Source organism: Spartinivicinus marinus (assembly GCF_026309355.1).
GTDB classification, from domain to species: Bacteria; Pseudomonadota; Gammaproteobacteria; order Pseudomonadales; family Zooshikellaceae; genus Spartinivicinus; species Spartinivicinus marinus.
Map to the genome: position 1 here is coordinate 687,409 of NZ_JAPJZK010000001.1, position 19,621 is coordinate 707,029.

17 protein-coding genes are annotated in these 19,621 nt (G+C 40.5%); 6 read left to right on the forward strand and 11 right to left on the reverse strand.

The window, feature by feature from the left end; translation table 11 throughout:
- Positions 1-6: 6 nt before the first annotated feature.
- From OQE68_RS03380 to OQE68_RS03390, 3 genes are read right to left on the reverse strand one after another with little or no spacing between them, the layout of a single operon-like run.
- Positions 7-1,347: a sodium ion-translocating decarboxylase subunit beta gene (locus OQE68_RS03380; protein ID WP_180567998.1), complete on the reverse strand. Its 1,341-nt coding sequence runs from the start codon at positions 1,345-1,347 to the stop codon at positions 7-9.
- 11 nt (positions 1,348-1,358) lie between these two features.
- Complete coding sequence (gene oadA, locus OQE68_RS03385) at positions 1,359-3,146, reverse strand: sodium-extruding oxaloacetate decarboxylase subunit alpha (RefSeq protein ID WP_180567999.1); 1,788 nt, start codon at positions 3,144-3,146, stop codon at positions 1,359-1,361.
- A 43-nt stretch (positions 3,147-3,189) separates the two neighbouring features.
- Entirely contained in the window at positions 3,190-3,438 is a 249-nt protein-coding gene (locus tag OQE68_RS03390; RefSeq protein ID WP_180568000.1) for an OadG family protein, read from the reverse strand.
- Between the two features lie 654 nt (positions 3,439-4,092).
- On the opposite strand from OQE68_RS03390, the gene OQE68_RS03395 reads away from it, so the two are divergent.
- Together OQE68_RS03395 and OQE68_RS03400 are read left to right on the forward strand one after the other, a co-directional pair.
- Complete coding sequence (locus tag OQE68_RS03395; protein ID WP_180568001.1) at positions 4,093-4,302, forward strand: YgdI/YgdR family lipoprotein; 210 nt, start codon at positions 4,093-4,095, stop codon at positions 4,300-4,302.
- Positions 4,303-4,470: 168 nt separating this feature from the next.
- Positions 4,471-5,355, forward strand: a complete 885-nt coding sequence (locus OQE68_RS03400) for a glycerophosphodiester phosphodiesterase family protein (protein WP_180568002.1) — start codon at positions 4,471-4,473, stop codon at positions 5,353-5,355.
- 52 nt (positions 5,356-5,407) lie between these two features.
- Here the strand turns inward: OQE68_RS03400 and OQE68_RS03405 are convergent, their stop codons facing one another.
- Positions 5,408-6,028, reverse strand: a complete 621-nt coding sequence (locus tag OQE68_RS03405; protein WP_180568003.1) for a riboflavin synthase subunit alpha — start codon at positions 6,026-6,028, stop codon at positions 5,408-5,410.
- Between the two features lie 184 nt (positions 6,029-6,212).
- Here OQE68_RS03405 and ppnN point away from each other — a divergent pair, with 184 nt between their 5' ends.
- Complete coding sequence (gene ppnN / locus OQE68_RS03410; RefSeq protein WP_219339986.1) at positions 6,213-7,589, forward strand: nucleotide 5'-monophosphate nucleosidase PpnN; 1,377 nt, start codon at positions 6,213-6,215, stop codon at positions 7,587-7,589.
- A gap of 61 nt (positions 7,590-7,650) precedes the next feature.
- On the opposite strand, the gene OQE68_RS03415 is transcribed toward ppnN, so the two are convergent.
- The 6 genes from OQE68_RS03415 to alaE all read right to left on the reverse strand — a co-directional run bounded on the left by OQE68_RS03415 (position 7,651) and on the right by alaE (position 15,850).
- Positions 7,651-8,811: a hypothetical protein gene (locus OQE68_RS03415; RefSeq protein ID WP_180568004.1), complete on the reverse strand. Its 1,161-nt coding sequence runs from the start codon at positions 8,809-8,811 to the stop codon at positions 7,651-7,653.
- A gap of 260 nt (positions 8,812-9,071) precedes the next feature.
- Entirely contained in the window at positions 9,072-10,007 is a 936-nt protein-coding gene (locus tag OQE68_RS03420) for an ABC transporter permease (protein WP_180568005.1), read from the reverse strand.
- Positions 10,004-10,984 carry an ABC transporter permease gene (locus tag OQE68_RS03425; protein WP_180568006.1) on the reverse strand — a complete coding sequence of 327 codons (981 nt, stop codon included), beginning with the start codon at positions 10,982-10,984 and terminating at the stop codon, positions 10,004-10,006. Before OQE68_RS03425 ends, OQE68_RS03420 begins: the two co-directional genes overlap by 4 nt.
- Before the next feature lie 144 nt (positions 10,985-11,128).
- Entirely contained in the window at positions 11,129-12,682 is a 1,554-nt protein-coding gene (locus OQE68_RS03430; RefSeq protein ID WP_180568007.1) for an ABC transporter substrate-binding protein, read from the reverse strand.
- 223 nt (positions 12,683-12,905) lie between these two features.
- Positions 12,906-14,630, reverse strand: coding sequence for an ABC transporter ATP-binding protein (locus OQE68_RS03435; protein WP_180568008.1), 1,725 nt, complete (start codon positions 14,628-14,630; stop codon positions 12,906-12,908).
- Positions 14,631-15,406: 776 nt separating this feature from the next.
- The gene (gene alaE, locus OQE68_RS03440; protein WP_180568009.1) at positions 15,407-15,850 is read right to left on the reverse strand and encodes an L-alanine exporter AlaE; all 444 of its coding nucleotides are present in this window, start codon (positions 15,848-15,850) and stop codon (positions 15,407-15,409) included.
- 653 nt (positions 15,851-16,503) lie between these two features.
- On the opposite strand from alaE, the gene OQE68_RS03445 reads away from it, so the two are divergent.
- Both OQE68_RS03445 and OQE68_RS03450 read left to right on the forward strand, forming a co-directional pair.
- Complete coding sequence (locus OQE68_RS03445; protein ID WP_180568010.1) at positions 16,504-18,126, forward strand: methyl-accepting chemotaxis protein; 1,623 nt, start codon at positions 16,504-16,506, stop codon at positions 18,124-18,126.
- A gap of 112 nt (positions 18,127-18,238) precedes the next feature.
- Positions 18,239-18,547, forward strand: a complete 309-nt coding sequence (locus tag OQE68_RS03450; RefSeq protein ID WP_180568011.1) for a hypothetical protein — start codon at positions 18,239-18,241, stop codon at positions 18,545-18,547.
- Here OQE68_RS03450 and thpR read toward each other — a convergent pair.
- Positions 18,544-19,149, reverse strand: coding sequence for an RNA 2',3'-cyclic phosphodiesterase (gene thpR, locus OQE68_RS03455; protein ID WP_180568012.1), 606 nt, complete (start codon positions 19,147-19,149; stop codon positions 18,544-18,546). The genes OQE68_RS03450 and thpR overlap by 4 nt on opposite strands.
- A gap of 91 nt (positions 19,150-19,240) precedes the next feature.
- Between thpR and OQE68_RS03460 the strand changes: the two genes are divergently transcribed.
- Positions 19,241-19,558: a hypothetical protein gene (locus OQE68_RS03460; protein WP_180568013.1), complete on the forward strand. Its 318-nt coding sequence runs from the start codon at positions 19,241-19,243 to the stop codon at positions 19,556-19,558.
- The last annotated feature ends 63 nt before the right edge of the window (positions 19,559-19,621 follow it).

Here is a 19,621-nt window from a genome sequence, read left to right on the forward strand (position 1 = left end):
ATAGCACTAGCCTGATACGTATTTAATCATCACTCCAGCAGCCACTGCCGAGCCAATAACACCAGCAACGTTAGGCCCCATTGCATGCATTAACAAAAAGTTCTGTGGGTTTGCTTCCAAACCAAGCTTATTCGAAACCCGCGCAGCCATTGGCACTGCTGAGACCCCTGCAGAACCAATTAATGGATTGATTGGCGTTTTTGATAGTTTGTTCATTAACTTAGCCATCAACACTCCCGTAGCTGTGCCAATACAAAAAGCTACAACGCCCAAACCTAAAATACCCATGGTTTCTGCTTGTAAAAACTTATCAGCAACTAGTTTAGAGCCAACAGATAAGCCCAAAAAGATCGTAACGGTATTAATCAATGCATTTTGTGCTGTATCACTTAATCGACCTACCACACCACACTCACGCATTAAATTACCAAAACAAAACATCCCAAGTAATGGCGCTGCATCTGGCAATAGCAATGCAACTAACACTAATAGTACTAATGGGAAAACAATTTTTTCACGCTTAGAGACATGGCGCAATTGCACCATTTTTATTTCACGCTCTTTCGGGGTGGTTAAAGCACGCATGATTGGCGGCTGAATCAGCGGCACCAATGCCATGTAGGAGTATGCCGCCACAGCAATGGCCCCAAGCAAATGCGGTGCTAAAATACTGGATACATAAATAGCTGTCGGCCCATCTGCACCACCAATAATACCTATTGCTGCTGCATCAGCCAATGAAAAGTCCATCCAGCCTAAATAGGTTAAACCTAAAGCACCCATTATTGTGGCAAAGATACCAAACTGTGCTGCTGCTCCTAAAAATAGCGTTTTAGGGTTGGCAAGCAATGGTCCAAAATCTGTCATTGCTCCTACCCCCATAAATATCACAAGGGGAAATACACCACTAGCGATACCTACATTATAAAACTGGTATAAAACACCATTGTTATATCCTAAGTTTTGGGCAATACCTGCCGCTGCCGACTGCAAAGTAGGCGCCGCATTATAATAGGCCTTTAGAACAGCTTGAGGGTCTGTTAGACCCGTTTGTTCCAGTGCTGCCGCAATTTTATTGACAATAATCAGTGCTTCTACTTGCTTTGCACCATTTGCCATCATATTACTGGCCTGGTGCAATGCCTGTTCCACAGCGGAATAAGCCAAACCAGCCTCAGGAATATTTGCCAAAATGCCACCAAAACCAATGGGGACAAGCAAAAGCGGTTCAAAGTTTTTCCGTATTGCTAAAAATAGCAATAAGAACCCAATAACGATCATGGCAAACTGACCAAGCCCAAGGTTTGCCAACCCTGAGCCCTGCCATAAGAGAAGAAGTTTATCCATTCAGCTACACCTTACTTCAGCTTGAGCAGCGCATCACCCACAGCCACAGAGTCACCATCTTTAACCATGACAGCGGTGACCTTTCCTGTTTTTGGCGCTCGTATTTCAGTTTCCATTTTCATGGCCTCTAAAATAATCAGTACATCACCTTCTTGAACAGACTGCCCCGGCGTTACATGCACTGTCCAAATATTGCCTGCTAATGGTGCTAATAATGGCTCACCATCCCCTTCAGCTGTTGCAGCAGGCCCAGGACTTGTCGGTGTAGAGGCTATATTTGCAACCTCCCCTCCTTCTGCCACTTCAACCACATAGGCCTGACCATTGACTGTAACGGTATAAACCTCTGGTCCAGCAGCTGGCACAGTTGCTTTAGTTACTGGAGCAGATACAGCATCCTCTCCTGTTGGCACGGGTTCAAAGGCATCAGAATTACCACGGTTTTGTAAAAACTTCAGCCCCACTTGCGGAAACAAAGCATAAGTTAATACATCATCAATGCTCTCTTTTGCTAATGAAAAGCCTTTTTCTTTGGCTTGCTGATTGAGCTCTTCGGTTAATTTATCCACTTCAGGTTTGAGTAAATCAGCTGGACGACAAGTGATAGGATCAGCACCCTCTAATACTTTTTGCTGTAACTCTTTGTTAAATTCAGCAGGAGCTGCACCATACTCTCCTTTTAAGATGGCAGCCGTTTCTTTAGAAATTGATTTATAGCGCTCACCTGTCAAAACATTGAGTACTGCTTGTGTACCCACAATTTGTGAAGTAGGCGTCACTAAGGGGATATGACCCAAGTCTTTTCTCACCGCTGGAATTTCTTTTAATACTTCATCAAATTTATCCCGGGCCCCTTGCTCTTTTAGCTGGCTTTCCATATTGGTCAACATACCTCCGGGTACCTGCGCAATTAAAATGCGAGAATCAACGCCACGAAGCGCCCCTTCAAATTTGGCATATTTTTTTCTAACAACCCGAAAGTAAGCAGCAATTTCTTCCAGCAAGCTCAGGTCTAACCCTGTATCTCGTTCAGTTCCTTGTAAAGCAGCAACAATCGACTCTGTTGGTGAGTGACCATAGGTCATACTCATCGAAGAAATCGCTGTATCAATATTATCAACACCTGCTTCTATGGCTTTCAGTGCGGTCATTGGTGATAAGCCAGCTGTTGCATGACAGTGCAAATGCACAGGAATTGTCAGGCTTTTCTTTAATCGGCCCACCAGGTCATAGGCATCGTAAGGTGTTAAAATACCGGCCATATCCTTGATCGCAACCGAATCAGCACCCATATCTTCTATTTGTTTCGCCAAATCCACCCACATGCCAGTGGTATGCACTGGACTTGTCGTATAAGAAATTGTTCCTTGTGCATGTTTTCCCTGTTTTTTAACTGCTTTCAGGGCTGTTGATAAATTACGGGGATCATTCATGGCATCAAAGACCCGAAATACATCAACTCCATTATATGCAGCTCGCTCAACAAAGCGCTCTACAACATCATCTGCATAATGGCGATATCCCAACAAATTTTGCCCTCGTAACAGCATTTGTTGTTGCGTATTTGGCATCGCTTTTTTTAACTGCCTAATTCGCTCCCAAGGGTCTTCGCCTAAATACCGGATACAGGCGTCAAAGGTGGCCCCGCCCCATGATTCAACAGACCAAAAGCCCACTTTGTCTAGCTTTTCAGCAATGGGCAACATATCCTCCAACCGCAGCCGGGTGGCAAATAAAGACTGATGCGCATCTCGTAATACAACATCGGTGATACCTAATGGTTTCTTGTTCTTGGTCATGGCTATTTGGCCTTCTCGCTTGCTAATTAAAAATCCTTAAGTACTAACGATGACGGCTACGATATTGTTTTATGGCCGCACTAATCACCGCTACAAGCTGTTCATCTTGTTGTGTAGCGACCACTGTCGCACTAGCAGCTGGTTGAGAAACAGAGGGGATTTCTTCATTACTGTATTTTGTTATTAAACGCGACATCAACCCTGTAGCAAAAACCAGTAATGTCAAAAATAAAAACACAAAGCCCATGCCAAACAGCATTAAATTCAGACCTTCATTAAGTAGCTCGGACATTATGCGTTTCCTTAATTGGTTATCAATTTTTTATTGGCAAGTCAGTACTTTGGAGCACCGCTATTTTTTCTTTTGAGCACCCTTCTTTTCGGCATGTCTTTTCAATACGCTACACTATAGAATGCACTCTATACTAGTATCGCCGTGTATATTTACTCGATACGCCCTTATCTTGGGTATTGTCATAGTTGTGACTAGACATCTGTGGCTAAATATACCGCTATATCGTTTGAATCTAGGCAAATGCCGATAATGTACCTTGATTCCTAGAGAGAGGCAAACCCTACCATAGCAATCCGGGCAACGCAGAGGCCATAAGCAATTATTAGAAGCGCCCTTTATTACGTTAACAGGCTTAATTTATTACCACTTAATTAAGACCGACAAGTTTTGCCTAGTCTACCCCTCTTATCTAAAAGAGGCTGTGATATAAGGGCTAAAAACAGACACCAAACAACTTGAAAACTAAAGCAGGTATTGATCTATTTAGTTAGAGAATTATCATTATTCACCAACAAAATAGTTTTAACAGATACATCCCCTATACCCCTCAGTTCTGTAGTTGGTGTTATCACTCAACCATTTGCATACTCTGGCAAACTCCTGTTGTCTAATTCAATAGAACGAAGTGAAATGACGATAGAGGGCTTCCCTATGAGCAAATGGTTCCTGGTCATCAGCGCCTTTGTTTTACTAACAGGCTGTAGCACTCCTCACCGGATTGTGTTAATAGATGGATCTGAGATCGAAACACTTGACCAACCAGAATATAATAAAGCGACAGGTTTTTATGAATATGAAGGAGCGAGCGGCAAAGACCGCGCTATAAATAAAGATCAAGTAAAAAGTATCAGTGAGCTATAACAATAACTTCTCACTTCAACCTTGAATACAAGCAAGTCCAGATACCTCTTTATCATTATTCAGGAAAGTGGTCAGGTGAAGGTTATGCACTATGAAACTGATATCAAAGATTTGAATTTAATAGGGTAACAGCATAAATAGCCTAATAATAAAATGAGAATGTTTTAAATGATCAAAAAAGCAATTTTACTGGGTGTAGTTAGCACTTCCGTTCTCGCTATCGGTAGTTATTTTGTATTAAAAGCAACAGCAAAGACTGCTCCTCACTACCCTGTTTATGACAATTTACCAACCCCAGCAGTGATTGCCCATCGTGGTGGCAAAGGATTATGGCCTGAGAATACCTTACATGCGTTTCAAGAGGCAGTCAGCCTGGGTGTCGATATGTTAGAGCTAGATGTCCGCCAAACGAAAGATGGACAACTGGTCGTACTACATGATGAACATGTCGACCGTACGACTAATGGCAAAGGCCCCATTAGTCAATTAACCTTAGCTGAGGCCAAAAAGCTAGATGCGGGTTTTAACTGGACAGAAGACAATCAAAACTTTCCTTTTCGGGGCAAAGGTATTTCCATACCCACCTTTCAGGAAGTACTTAAGCAGTTTCCAGAACAAAAAATGATTGTAGAAATAAAACAGGCTCACCCAGCTATTGAGCAATCAGTTTGTCAGGCTATTCGCACCACCAAAAAAGAAAACCATGTCATCATCGGCTCCTTTTATCCAGAAGTGTTAAAACGTTTTAGACAAATCTGTCCTGATATTGCCACCTCTGCCAGCCCTAATGAGGTAAAGCTATTATTCGCCGCTGAGCGACTAGGGCTAGCAGAGTTGCTCAGCCCTGCAGCCAGCGCCCTGCAAATTCCTAAACAAAATGGCAAAATCGAAGTAGCCACGCCTACATTTATCAAAGCTGCACACGACCGCCAATTACAAGTGCAAGTTTGGACAATTAATGATACCGATACGATGATGTCATTAATTGCTAACGGTGCGGATGGGATTATCACTGATTACCCTAATCGCTTACTTAGCCTGATGAGCAAATAGCCTGGCTAGACTCACTTTCAGCTCCCAGCTCAGCTGTGTGGGCTGATTAACTTTATTGAGTTTGCTTAGCTGCCTTATCACTCATTCGCTTGACTGTGTCTACCACTGCCTGAGTCTGACTGTCTACTTCCAGATTGATTTTTTCACCGACCATAACTTGACCAAACGTGGTCACTCGCAAGGTCTCAGGAATAAAATAAACACTAAAACAATCCTGCTTTAGCTCAGATAATGTCAAACTGACTCCATTTAATGCAATATAACCCTTATCAAATAAATAGTCTTGTATTTCAGGCGGGGCTTTAAAGGTTACTTTTTTATTATTTGCAGGTGTTTCAATCGCAATCACTTCAGCCATCGCATGAATATGCCCTGATAATAAATGCCCGCCAATCTCATCACCAAACCGAGCAGCTCGTTCAATATTGACCTGATCACCTACACTTAAATCAGCTAAATTGGTAATCCGCAAAGTTTCCATCATGGCATCAAAGCTAACCCAATCACCCTCTATTACAGCGACTGTTAAACAAGCCCCATTGATGGCGACACTTGCTCCTAAGGTTAATCCAGTTAATAGCGCTTCAGGAAAGTGAAACGAAAAACGATATAAATGTTGTTTTTTTTCAATATCTGCAACAGGTAGTGTACAAGCAACTATTCCTGTGAACATAAAACGACTCCTTTATAACCAAGGCCATATTTAGCAAACTGCCACGCTGATGATAACAAAACTTGTGGTACTGAGAATTAGTAGACTGGAAAAGCATTAGAGATACAAAGTTATAAAACATCTGTACCAGTCCTTGTTATGCTATACCAAGAGAAGCAAAGTAAACAAAAGGTAACGTTTTAACATGAAGCAGGAAGAGTTAATTTCTACTGTTGTTAGCCCAATAGGCACCATGAATGTGCTGTCCAGTAGTGAAGTCAGCAAGTTACAAGATACTACCCAAGGAGGGCTATATAAGCTATTTCGCCAGTGTGCCTTAGCTGCGCTTAACTGTGATGAGCATTCTGATAATCCCTATAAAATTTTGGAACAGCATAAAGATTTTGACATACGCATCATTCAAGAGCATCGAGGCCTTAAGCTAGAACTGATTAACGCGCCAAGTGATGCTTTTGTTGATGGAAAACTAATCAAAGGTATACGCCAAAACCTATTCTCTGTCGTTCGAGATATTCTTTACGTCGCCAATGAAGTGTCTACTGACCATAAATTTGACACAAATAAATCAGACGACATCAGCAATATGGTTTTTCATATGCTGCGTCACGCCAAGGCCTTTGTGCCCAAAGTTCTGCCAAACCTAGTGGTTTGCTGGGGAGGCCATTCAATTTCTGACTACGAATATAAATATACTAAACGTGTTGGCTATCAACTTGGCTTACGTGGTTATCATATCTGTACTGGATGCGGCCCTGGTGCAATGAAAGGACCTATGAAGGGGGCCACTATTGGACATGCTAAACAGCGCATAGGTGGTAGCCGTTTTATTGGTTTAACCGAGCCAGGTATCATTGCAGCGGAGTCACCTAACCCAATAGTCAATGAACTTATTATCATGCCTGACATTGAAAAGCGCTTAGAAGCGTTTGTTCGACTTGGCCATGGGATTGTTGTATTTCCTGGTGGGCCCGGCACTTGCGAAGAAATCTTGTATATACTAGGTATTTTACTTCACCCTAAAAATCAACATATCCCTTTTCCTCTCATCTTTACTGGCCCAACTAAAGCTAAAGAGTACTTTCAGCAAATAGATAAATTTATTGGTAAAACCTTAGGCACAGAAGCACAACGACGCTACAAAATAATTATTGAAAACCCGCCAGCAGTTGCCAAAGAAATGAAGCAAGGGCTTGAAGAGATTTCTAAATTCCGCAAGCAAACAGGTGATGCCTATCATTTTAATTGGTTACTCACCATAGACCATGAATTTCAACTACCATTTGAGCCAACCCATGAAGCAATGGCTGCATTACAGTTAACTAAAGATCAACCAACCTACCTCTTAGCGGCCAACCTAAGACGTGCAATGTCTGGTATTGTCGCAGGCAATGTCAAAGAAGTAGGTATCCAGGCAATCGCGCAACATGGCCCATTCAAACTGACAGGTGATCCAGACTTAATGGCAGATATCGATCAATTACTACAATCCTTTGTAGAGCAATACCGAATGAAGCTCCCTGGTAGCCACTATGAGCCCTGCTATAAAATAATGAAAAAATAACTGTTAGCGTTGAATTAAATATCAACTCTACCCCATAAATTAGAGTTTATTTACGCTAAATTTATGGGGCAGAGCGCGCTGCTAGAGGTTTTTTATCTTTCAATTTGACTTCAATATTTTGTTTTTCTGTTTTAAGGGCACCTATTTCCTGTTTTAGTTTTGTTATTTCATCACAAAAATCTTGTCGCATTTTTCGCATAGATACATCATCTTGCAATACATCTTTTAAAATATGCTCTGTATTTTGCTGTAATCTGTTGCTTTTCATTTTTAAATGAACAATTGTCGTATCCTTCTCCTTTATCTCTTTTTTTAACTGAACAATTTGAGATCGAGAGGCTTCTAATAATTCATTATATTCAGCAATTCTTTCTATACGTTTGGCACTATCATTAGAAAGGTCTTTATTGTGCAAACAATTATTAATTTCAGTTTTATTAAGTGCAAGTAGCTGTTCTTGTTGTTTTAATCTTTGATTACAACATTGCAATTCTTTCTTGCATTGTTCTACAACCAATTTTGTATAGTTATTTCCATACTCACTTTCTCCAACAACCAATAGTTTTTCAGGCGATGCGACTCTCTGGAATAACTCACAATATCGATTAAATAGTGCTTCGTAAAACTGGCTTGTGGTAAAATCTTCTTTTAGCAATTCAGCTTCTAATGAAAACAGTGCTTTTCGCAATGCTAGCACCGCTTGACGAGATAAATGAGCAATCGCCACCTCATCAAGATTAACTTGCCCATAAAAACGCTCTTGCTGAGTGGTAATCTCAACCTGCTTAGTTAAGTGATCACCAAAACTATATTGCTGCTTGTCGACGATAGCTTTAAAACTTTGCTGCAATTGACATAACAGCTGATTATAAGCTTGAAATACTAAATCTTCCGTTTTACTTGGGTTATGCTGATCGCCGTCAGTATCAGCAAAACTCTTTTTTTCTGCCAACAAAACCTGCTTACGAAAAGCAAGAATATGTCGTTTCGTAATTTGTTGCAGCAAAATGTCACTAAGGCTAACCTCACCTACTCTATCTAAACTATGCTGTGCATCATTAATACAGGTATCAATAAAGTTTAATTGACTATTTTCAGAAGACCTAGTCCGGGTTTTCGCTATTTTTTTTAATTTAACTAACTGCCAACTAAGCACTATTACCAACACCATCAGCAACAATGCAAAGTCAGCCAATGCCACCAGCCATATTGAGTTTTGCATTTAGTCTCCCTGTGAGATTCAGTGCTAAGGACACAAACAATTATTAGAGGCACCCTATATAAAATATACTCTTCACTCCCATTATTCTCAAACAAGTAAAACCAGTAGCACATACAAAACCCACCTGCTCAGTATATTTACTAGAGAAACCTTTTAAAAAAACAGCAACCAAAAAGAAGAATAACAGACATAAAAAAGCCCTCCAATCTAATGATTACAGGGCTTAATATAGTAAGCTACAACTATTCTTGTTAATAGTATTAGATTTCTTTATATAATTTAGGATTCAGTACATCCCTAAGCCAGTCACCTAGTAAATTAATAGCCAGCACGAGAACCACTAATACCAAACCTGGGATAATTGTAATCCACCAGCTACCACTTAATAGATACTCAAATCCACTGCGGATGAGAGAACCTAAAGAAGGTGTTGTTTCTGGCATGCCTAGTCCTAAGAAGGAAAGCGCCGCTTCACTCATAATGGCGTTAGCGACTTGAACAGTAGCAATAACAAAGATTGGCGGTAAACAGTTAGGTAGAATATGCCGTAGCATAATGCGTAGCCCACCAAAACCCATCACTTGGGCAGCTTGGACATATTCTTTTTCTTTCTCAGCTAATACTGATGCACGAATAGTACGGGCAAACTGAGGCCACTCAGAAATACCAATGATAATGACTAGCAAATAAATGGCTACTTCATGAAAAGCTTCTGTACCAAGTTTTGCTTGAAAAAAAGTAGATACAACGATTGCTACCATCAACGTCGAAAAGGAAAGCTGTACATCTGCTAGGCGCATTAAAAAGCTTTCTATTCTTCCACCGTAGTAACCCGCAGCTAAACCTATAGCGATACCTAAAACTGATTGCAATAATACTGCAAACAAACCGATGATGAGTGAAGTTCGAGTACCGTACAGAATGGTACTCAACATATCCCGCCCTTGATTGTCAGTACCCAGTAAAAATCGCTCATCAGCCTCACCTCCCTGCCAAACAGGAGGCAAGGTAGAATCCATCACATCGATACTGGCTAGATCATAAGGGTTAAATGGAGCGGTTAATGGTGCTGTTACAGCAGCAATAACCATGATTAAAAATATAATTGCCGCACCAATTGCTACTTTATCTTTTTTAAAATAAAAGAGTAGATCAGAGTTTCTAAATCGCTGCCAGGCTGATGTTGATGTACTCATTTACTACCCCCTGTCACATTCACTGTAGGATCAATCAGCCCATAGATAAGATCAACGATGGTATTGGTAATAACAAAAATTAACCCTACCACAATCAAATAAGCCTGAATCAAAGGAATATCAGCACGATTTATTGCTTCCAAAAACATAAAGCCCATGCCTGGCCACTGAAATACAGTTTCAGTCAAAATAGTATATGCCACCATGGTGCCTATCTGAACACCACCAACGGTGACAATAGGTAGAAGTGTATTTTTTAAAGCATGAATAAACCAAACTCGGTATTTAGCTAACCCTTTAGCCCAGGCAAATCGTACATATTCTGCATGCAATACTTCCAGCATTTCTGAGCGAATTAATCGAATAAATAAAGGCAGCATGATACTGGCTAAAGCAATACTAGGCAGCACTAAATGTAATAACCCATCACCCGTTAAAAAGCCTGTTTCCCAATACCCCACTACATGAACAAGCTCTCCTCGTCCAAAAGATGGCATCCAATTTAATTCAATAGCAAATACATAAACCAGCATAATCGCTGTTAAAAAAACAGGTATTGAAATACCAATGGTACTAAACCCCATGATTGCTTTGGAAAACCAGCCATTAGGCTTAATCGCTGAGTAAACACCCAAGGGAACAGAAAGGAATATAATGACTAGTGTGGCACCAAACACCAGCTCTAATGTGGCAGGGAGTTTCTTTAAAATCACATCAAGAGCAGGCTCCTTAAAAAAATAAGAAGTACCTAAATCACCTTTCACCGCTTTTTTCAAGAACCGCCAATATTGTTCTAAAAAGGGATCATTTAAACCTAATTTATCTTTTAGAGCTTCCCGCTCTTGCTCTGAAACTGACTGGCCCACCATCTCTCTTAGCGGATCACCTAAGTTATCCTGGATAGCAAACCCAATTAAACTTAATATAAGCATTACCACTACTGCTTGCAGTAGCCGTTTACCCAAAAATGCAATCATGCTTTAAACCATTATTTACGTGCAGTAGCCAGGAAGGCTGCCGCAAAAACACAACTCATGACTTCTACGTCAACCTTCCTTCATAGCAGGACGCTACTAGTGAGTACTGCTTCCCGTTAAGGAAACAGCACTAGAGAGACACCATTATTCAATGACCAGATCACCCAAATAAGGGAAATTCATAACATTTACAATTGGGTCAATTTTAACATTTTTCTTAGCTGCCCAAGCTAAATCCTGCCAATGCAAAGGAACAAATGCAGCATCATCATAAAGCATTTGTTCTACTTTTTGCAGCATCGCAGCCCGCTTAGCAGCATCAGTTTCCTTACCACTTTGAATAACTAATTTATCAACTTCAGGGTTGCAATAGTTACCACTATTATACTGACCAAACCCGGTTTCTTTATCTGGGCACATTAATAAGAATTCAGTAAAGTTAGCCGAGTCCTCTGTATCAGAATGCCACCCAATCATCATGATATCCGCCGCACGTTTATCAAACTCTGCCCAATATTGCGCTTTTGGCATGGTTTTTAAATCAACTTTAATATTGATTTTGGCCAACATACTGGCAGCAGCTTGAGCGATTTTCGCGTCATTCACATAGCGATTATTAGGTGCCATCATGGTCACACTAAAACCCTTTTCATAACCCGCTTCCTTCATTAATTGCTTAGCTTTATTTAAGTCATAGCGAGGTTTGAGATTCGGGTTAAACCCTGAATAGCCTTTTGGGCTTTGTTGAGCAGCAGGGGTAGCAAATCCTCTCATAATTTTCTTCGCAATGCCTTCGTTATTAATGGCATAAACAATGGCTTGACGTACTTTCGGATTTTTAAACGCTTCTACTCGTTGCTGATTTAATTGAAAAGTGATGATGCGAGTACCTGAGATAGTAACCAAATCAACTTTAGGGTCTTTCTTGATCCGATCTAAATCTGTTGGAGGTACTGGCGCAATAAAATCGACGTCCCCAGACAAAAGCGCAGCAACTCGTGTTGGTGCTTCTTTAATCGGGTTTAATACAATCTCTTTAACATTGCCAGGTGATTTTTTATCCCAGTATTGATCAAAGCGTTTGAAATCAACCCTAACCCCTTGCTCACGTTTAGTGACCATGAATGCACCGGTACCGGATGCATGAGTGGAAGCATAAGAACTACCATGCTTTACCAGAGCATCTTTGGATTTGTTATTATTATCGAAGCCGGTATAAAACTTACTATCCATTGGAAAAATGTAAGTGGCAGCATTGAGTGTCAATGGATAAGGCTCTGCTGTCACCAAGTCAATGGTATATTTATCAACCACTTTTACCGCATCAAAAGGCGCAAAGATAGCTTTAAAATCTGGGCTGGTTCTTAAGCGGTTAAATGTCCACTTAACATCCAGTGCTGTTAGTTCATTTCCTGAATGAAATTTAACCCCTTTATGTAGAAAAAAACGAACTGTTTTATCGTCTATCCGCTCCCAACGTTCAGCCAGACGCCCTTCAACTTTTAAGTTCCTATCCCAGCGAACCAGTGGATCAAACACCATATGCGACAATTGAAGTGTACCACCTGAAAGCTGCTCATGAGGGTCAAGCGAGACAGGGTCTGCGTCATAGGCCATTTTAAGTGTTTTGGCGACTGCACCAAAGCTCATCGTTGCAGCTAGGGCAACACTCGCCATTAAGGTTACTCCACGTTTCATATTTTACCCCTAATATCTCCTATTTGATTATTATTGCTGCCCTCAAGCCCGGCTTTCGCCACTTCAGGCATTTAAAGAGTAACAAACAACAAGTTATTCATTACGCTTTGATTAACAGCAAAATGATCGAATTTTACCCTTTATTAAAAGCTCGTTTTGAAAACTTTTGTAGGGTAACGTGGTAATTCAATTACCACTCCAACCACTTTTACCATTAAGCTTATTATTCCACAATCTCCAAACCTTCTCGGGACAACTGGGTTAGCTTTGGCATTAAATCTAGCAGTTGTTGTGTATATTCATGCTGCGGGCTAGTAAATAGCTGCTCTGTCTCTGCCACTTCAATCAATTTACCATAGCGCATTACTCCAATACGGTCACACACCTGACGTATAACAGGTAAATCATGGCTAATAAACAGCATAGTAAGTGACAATTCGTCTTGTAAATCCTTTAATAAATTTAGAATTTGAGCCTGTACAGATACATCTAACGCGGAAGTAGGCTCGTCACAAATTAAAAACCGAGGCCTTGTAGCAAGTGCTCTTGCGATGGAAATACGCTGGCGTTGCCCGCCTGAAAACTCATGAGGATATTTAACACCTGCTTTACGCCCTAAGCCTACATGCTCCAATAAATCACCCACAATCTGTTGTATTTCTTGATTAGAAGAAGCTAACTTATGAAACCGAATCGGTTCAGCAATAATATCTGCTATACACATCCTTGGATTCATTGAAGAATAGGGGTTTTGGAAAACCATTTGTAACTCGCGACGAAATGGTCTGCGCTGAGCTTCTGTTAGTCCAGTCAACTCTTTTCCAGCAAACTGAATTACACCAGAATCAGGGGCATAAAGCCCAGCAATAACCCGTGCAATGGTTGATTTTCCACTACCACTCTCCCCAACCAACCCAAAGGTTTCACCCGCTTTTACCGTAAAAGAAACATTATCAACTGCTTGCACATACTTACAGTTTTTCTTCAACAGCGCAGACTGCGTTTTAAACTTTAAACAAACTTTGTCTACTTTTAACAAGTAGTCTTCTTCTGTTGCAGCAAAATGATTACCTTGGCCAAGCCAATGGTTACTGATATCTATTTTTTCAAACGCAACTTCTGCTGTTTCGATATAATCAACCAGTGGAAATCGTGCTAATTTTACATCTGAACGAGGGACAGCACTGATTAAGCTCTTTGTATAGGGGTGTTCAGGGCTACTCAAAATTTGTTCGGTAGTTCCCATCTCAACAATTTTTCCTCGGTACATCACCGCAACACGATCAGTGACATTCGCTATCACTCCCATATCATGGGTAACTAAAATACACCCTACCTGTCGCTCTTTACAAAGTCCTTTGATTAATTCCAGAATTTGGTCCTGAATTGATACATCTAAGGCTGTAGTGGGTTCATCAGCAATAATTAACTTAGGTTCTGAAGATAAAGCAATGGCAATAACAACGCGCTGACGCATCCCACCAGAAAATTGGTGAGGATACTGTTTAATTCGAACTTCAGGCTCCGGTATACCCACCTGCTGTAGCATGTCTAAAGCTTTTTGCCGTGCTTGCTGAGTGGATACTGTACTATTTGCTAAAATAGTCTCAACCAGCTGCTGCTCAATCGTCAACAGTGGGTTAAGGGATGTCATTGGGTCTTGAAAAATAAAGCCTATTTTTTGACCACGAATTTCTCGAATTTTATCTGCTGGCAGTTGTGATATTTTCTTTCCCTGTAAAAATACTTCTCCTCCAGCTACTCGACCCGGCGGGCTCAGTAAGTCAATAATGGCATTACCAATTGTTGATTTACCTGCACCACTTTCTCCTACTAAACCAACAATTTCGCCAGGCTCTACTAAAAAGCTGGCATCATGAACTGCGGTAGCAATACCAAAGCGAGAAGGAAACTCTATTTTTAGGTTTTTTACTTCTAGTAATGCCATTTATATCCCCTACACAATTGGCAAAGCAACGAAGCATAGCGATAATGTTATTCACAAAATCATCACCTGCTATTCATTAATGTTTAATATTTAAACGTTATAAAGTGTTTTAAGAAACGATAATAAGATAACCATTTTTTATTGTTAGTATGCTATTTTTAAGGCTCTTGACGTGCTAAGAACCTGCTAATTTTTAGCTTTTGTCTGTTTTTTGTTTTCAAAAGCTCACTGACGCCTAACTGTTCAACTCATTTTTAGTCCGCTATTTCTAGCTGACTTTTCCAGCCGTTCAACCAACTACGCTTACCTTATTTGCCTTGCTTTACTATTCAATCATTTGCAAGCATCCAACTTAATTAGCAAGCTGTTAATGAAGCAGCCCTGATCAAATAACCAACAGCTTTCTATTATTTATAACTTTTTAAAATAATCAACCCTTAAAATAACACCTATTATAATCATTAGAAATATAGATAATAACAATAACTTACTTTCAGTTACATATATTATCATTTTGTTTCCAATGGTATCTTATAGTCAACTTAAATCAAACATCTGAGCAAAGGTGCACAAAACTAGACTAAATAGTCACAGCCTGTAAAGGTTGACCAATAGAGCCCAACTTGAGAAGGAGGAATAGACCGCGTTGAAATGAGTGACAGATTGATTAGAATACAGACATAGCAACACCTCTGGTGCCACTAACAGGAAGGGGCGAGTAAAAAGGCAAACTGCCACGGTGGTAAGCGATGGTAAAAGTGTAGTACACCCTTATTTCAGGATGCACCACTTGGTACTGCTTCGATTTTGAACAATCCTCGACAAAATTGTAAGTAAATACCATAAGGTCTTGCCATAAAAACGGAGGCAACAATTAATACACTACAGGCAGTAACAATTTGCTCAGGATTTGCACCAATCAATACCAGAGTAAACCCATAAACAGTAGGGTGAAATAAAATAAAGGCTAACGTGTCCACCACTGAGCGCTTTATTTGAGAGGCATCTACTGCATTAAATAGCTTAAATATCCAATCACGAAACAATCCATAAGGTGTTGCAATAAGTAGATTAACAGGAATATTCACCAACCGAGACTGAAGCGACTGCTCAACAGAAAGCCCTGTTACTACAATTTCAAAAAATAGCCCTGTAACAAATGCAAAAGAAATGAAAGCAAAAGTATCTGCCAAAGAACGCTTAGAAAGCAAATAACGCATCCTAACCTCTAACAACTATTTATTAACCAATGAGGTTCACTGAAAAAAATACAATCCCGTTGCTAGACATAGGCAAATCACTAACACTGTTCCTTTAAGCCCTAAATGGGCTAACAAGCACTCATAACAAAACGATACAAGTGTTTGATAGAACAGCGGTAAAGAACTGAGCTATACGCAGCAGAGATTGACCAGAAAAAAACGCTAAGTCTTAACGAAAGGAAGAAAACCCATAGAGATCGGTATTCTCTGGAGAACAGAAGAATTGTAGTTGGCAGCTTTTGATGATAACTCTGGTCACTTTATTTTAACCCAACCAATTTCAATCCAACCATGTACAATGCATTCGTGTTACGTTTTTCAAACGTATGAAAAATCAATAAGCCACTATCAACAGAGTAGCCGTCGGATGCTAACCAAGTTGGACTTCAATAGCAATGCGTAGAATCCGTAAGGACAAGAAAGCCTTTTCTTTTGGTTAAAGCCTATGACAGAGTCATATGATCATGAACAAATAACCGCCTAGCTTAATTTCTAATCGTTATGATCAACCATAAATAAGTCAAATGTAAGTTGCTACTCTGCCAGCTATAATAATAATGGTTTTCATTGAAGCTGGACTTCCTCAACACAGTATCTTCAAGGATGAAGCTATGAGCTTATTATCGCATTTGTCTGTTCGACAAAAGTTTACCTGTTTACTTATTGTCCTTTCTATCATATTTATTGGCTCATCCTTTTTTTCTCATCAGGCACTCACTCCGATTAAACTAAGTTGGACAAAATATCAACATGAGGCAGCAGCAAGAAGTGAACTACTAGAAACCATCCAGGAAAATCTGGGCTATGGTGGTCTCATCCATAATTTTAAAAATTATGTTTTACGTAAAACAGAGAAATATTATGAAAGAATTGATCAAAACTACCAGAATATTTCCAATACAGTACGGCAATATCAACAGCTCCCCAATCTCAGCCCAACTGAACAAACTGCATTACGAACCATTGCTGACACAGCTGAGCAGTATTTTAACAATGCTAAAAAAATTAAAGATTTCATTCTTAATAACTACTCCATTAGTGAACTGGATAAAACTGTAAAAATTAACGACCAACCAGCGTTATCGGCCATATCCCAGTTAAGCCAGACCATCAGCCGCTATTCTGGAGCAACCAGTCAGCAGCTTGACGATCATTTAAATAAAGCCACCCTAGTAATGGTGATCAGCGCTATTTGTGCTCTGTTACTTTGTATGACTGCACTGGCATTTATTTATGTAGCCATTAATGGACGAATCACCCATCTAAAAGACATCATGGAAGATCTTGCCAGCGGTGAAGGCGACTTAACCAAACGCATGCCAGAACAAGGTCAGGACGAACTATCAGCTGTATCACAGCAGTTTAATTTGTTTATCAGTCGTATCCATGAGCTAGTTCAACAAGTATCCAAAACCGTAGTAAAACTAGCTTCCAGTTGCCAGACCGTGCTAGATATTGCTAAAAACACCTGTACTGGAGTAAACCTCCAACAAGGGGATATCAACCAGATAGCGACTGCAATCAACCAAATGTCAGCCACCATTCAAGATGTAGCCCAAAATGCCAACCAGGCAGCTAAAGCCACTACTGATGTGGAGCATGAAACAGAGGAAGGCACTAGCCTGATTCATAAAACCCAAACCAGCATCAATCAACTGGCTCAGGAAATTGAAGAATCCACATCGGTCATTGTTAAACTTGAACAAGAAAGCGATGCAATTGGCAGCGTGCTTGATGTCATTAGAGGTATTGCTGAACAAACCAACCTGTTAGCACTTAACGCTGCGATTGAAGCTGCCAGAGCCGGTGAGCAAGGTCGAGGGTTTGCCGTAGTGGCTGATGAAGTACGTAACCTTGCCAACCGCACTCAGCAATCTACGGAAGAGATCCACTCTATGATTGAGCGCTTACAGACTGGCTCTCATGATTCTGTCAACGCCATGAGCCAAGGCTGCAATCAGGCCAAAGAAACGGTTAAGTTAGCTTGTGAAGCCAATAGGTCACTAGAATCTATCGCAGAATCGATTGAAACCCTGACCAAAATGAATGAACAGATCGCCAGTGCAGCTGAAGAACAAAGCGCCGTTTCAGAAGAAATTAATCGCAATGTCGTCGCTATCAATCATGTGGCTGAAGATACAACAAAAATGGCTCAAGACTCTACACAGGCTTGTGAAGCCATGTTCAGCCTAACCTCTGAGCTGGAAGACCTGATGAAACAATTTAAGGTATAGCCTCTACCTTTCATCGTTCAGTTAGCTAGCTGTGGCAAGATAGTGAGACTCACATTATGCTTAAAGTATAACCAATACAGGTAAGCCCTGTACTATGGAAAGGCTGAGTATTATGAAGTCACTATTTGCCGACAGCAAAACCAACCATATTAAACTTGTTTATACCTTAGTTGATCACATTCTTGCCACTGAAGATAACCCCGCTCAATGGCGTCACCAGCTGATTGAAAGTTGTATTTACAATACCCAACAAGCTGCTCAGTTATCAGATGACCAGCTGGCAATGATCTACCGAGCCATCCTAATTGCTAAATACGTAAAATACTCTTATGACGAATTAATCCCCGAGTTTGAGCATTACCAGGTTCGCTATCGCGTAGACTTGGAGGATGAATACACCGCTGGTGCCGTAGCATACTAACCTTGTGATAATGGAAAGGTCGCTAGCGCTTTATAATGAGAGCCTTCTTTATCCATGGTGCTTTGATAAAGCTTTATGTCATTAACATCAAACGCCTGAATGAAAGTAGCAGGTAATGATTGATCCCCATGAATTGGCTGTTTTAATCGAGCTAAGGTTAAATGAGGACGAAAGGGTTTAGTTTCTTTTGGTATTTGCCACTGTTGACATAGCTGATCAATTCTTAATGCCAACGCTGGCAATATTCCTCCAGAACTAACTGATAAAACCAACAGGCGTGCTTTGTGTTTATTGGGAAACCACTGAGGCTCTTTTAACTGACAATTAAAGCAGGCTTGTTCAGCGACTAACTCACCTAACTGACCAGCCAGTGTTTCAACCAAGGCCGAATCCAACGCTGCAATAAATTTTAATGTAATATGAAAATTATCCAGCTTCGTCCAACGAAAATTTTTGGGGCAAAATATTGTAGGCAATGCAGCTTGATAATAGTGGTAAATGGCTTCCGCTAAACTAAGTTCAATAGGAATACCAATAAAAGCTCGCAGAGGCTGTGTGCCAAGCTTACCTGTGGTAAGCTTCGGCTGGTTAGCAGTTTTCATATGCCCTCATCCAGTAGAGTACCCTTTATTACAGAATATACATATAGTGAAGGGCATATCACAAAAGTAACGAAGAGCATACTATTAGCCTATGACAACCAGCGCAGCATCGGCCAAACATTGGCTTGAAACCCAAGGAATCAACGAGCCTCGCGAACGTATTGAGCAAATAGCTCAGAGCATGCTTAACAAACTCGCTAAAATGGATGATGAAGACCCACAGCAACAAGGTTTAATAGAAGCGTTAGCGGTTGTAGAAGACTACCTTGCAAGCTTACCCGTTACACCTCAGCCAAATGTCAGTTGGGATACCGATCCTTTAGGTGACCCACCTGCTGATACTATTCCACAGCTAACGCAGGCAGAAAAACAGCAACAGTTTAAACAACTGCTGAAACAACAAAAGTAATTGATCAAATACCCTTATTGACAATATCGACCTCCATGAAATAAGCAACACACGTTGCTTATT